Origin of the sequence: Oceanibium sediminis (assembly GCF_003265325.1) — a bacterium.
Taxonomy (GTDB): Bacteria; Pseudomonadota; Alphaproteobacteria; order Rhodobacterales; family Rhodobacteraceae; genus Halovulum; species Halovulum sediminis.
Map to the genome: position 1 here is coordinate 1 of NZ_QGNX01000107.1, position 281 is coordinate 281.

Genomic DNA, 281 nt, shown 5'->3' on the forward strand with positions numbered 1-281 from the left:
AAAAAGGCCGGCGTAACTGTAGTCCGTAATGCTAAAAATGAGCTCATCCCAACCCGCGTACCCACAGGTTGGCGAGTTTGCATCGACTACAGAAAGTTAAATGCTGTCACACGAAAGGATCATTTCCCCCTACCCTTCTTGGACCAAATTTTAGAACGGGTAGCTGGCCATGAGTATTATTGTTTCTTGGATGGATATTCTGGATACAATCAAATAGAGATCGCCCCGGAAGACCAAGAGAAAAAAACTTTCACCTGCCCCTTTGGCACCTTTGCTTACCG

General features: G+C 45.9%; 1 protein-coding gene. It reads left to right on the forward strand.

Translation table 11 applies throughout. The features are described 5' to 3' along the window. The coding region (locus DJ029_RS22370; RefSeq protein WP_232823186.1) for a reverse transcriptase family protein at nt 1-281 on the forward strand (281 nt) is incomplete at both ends.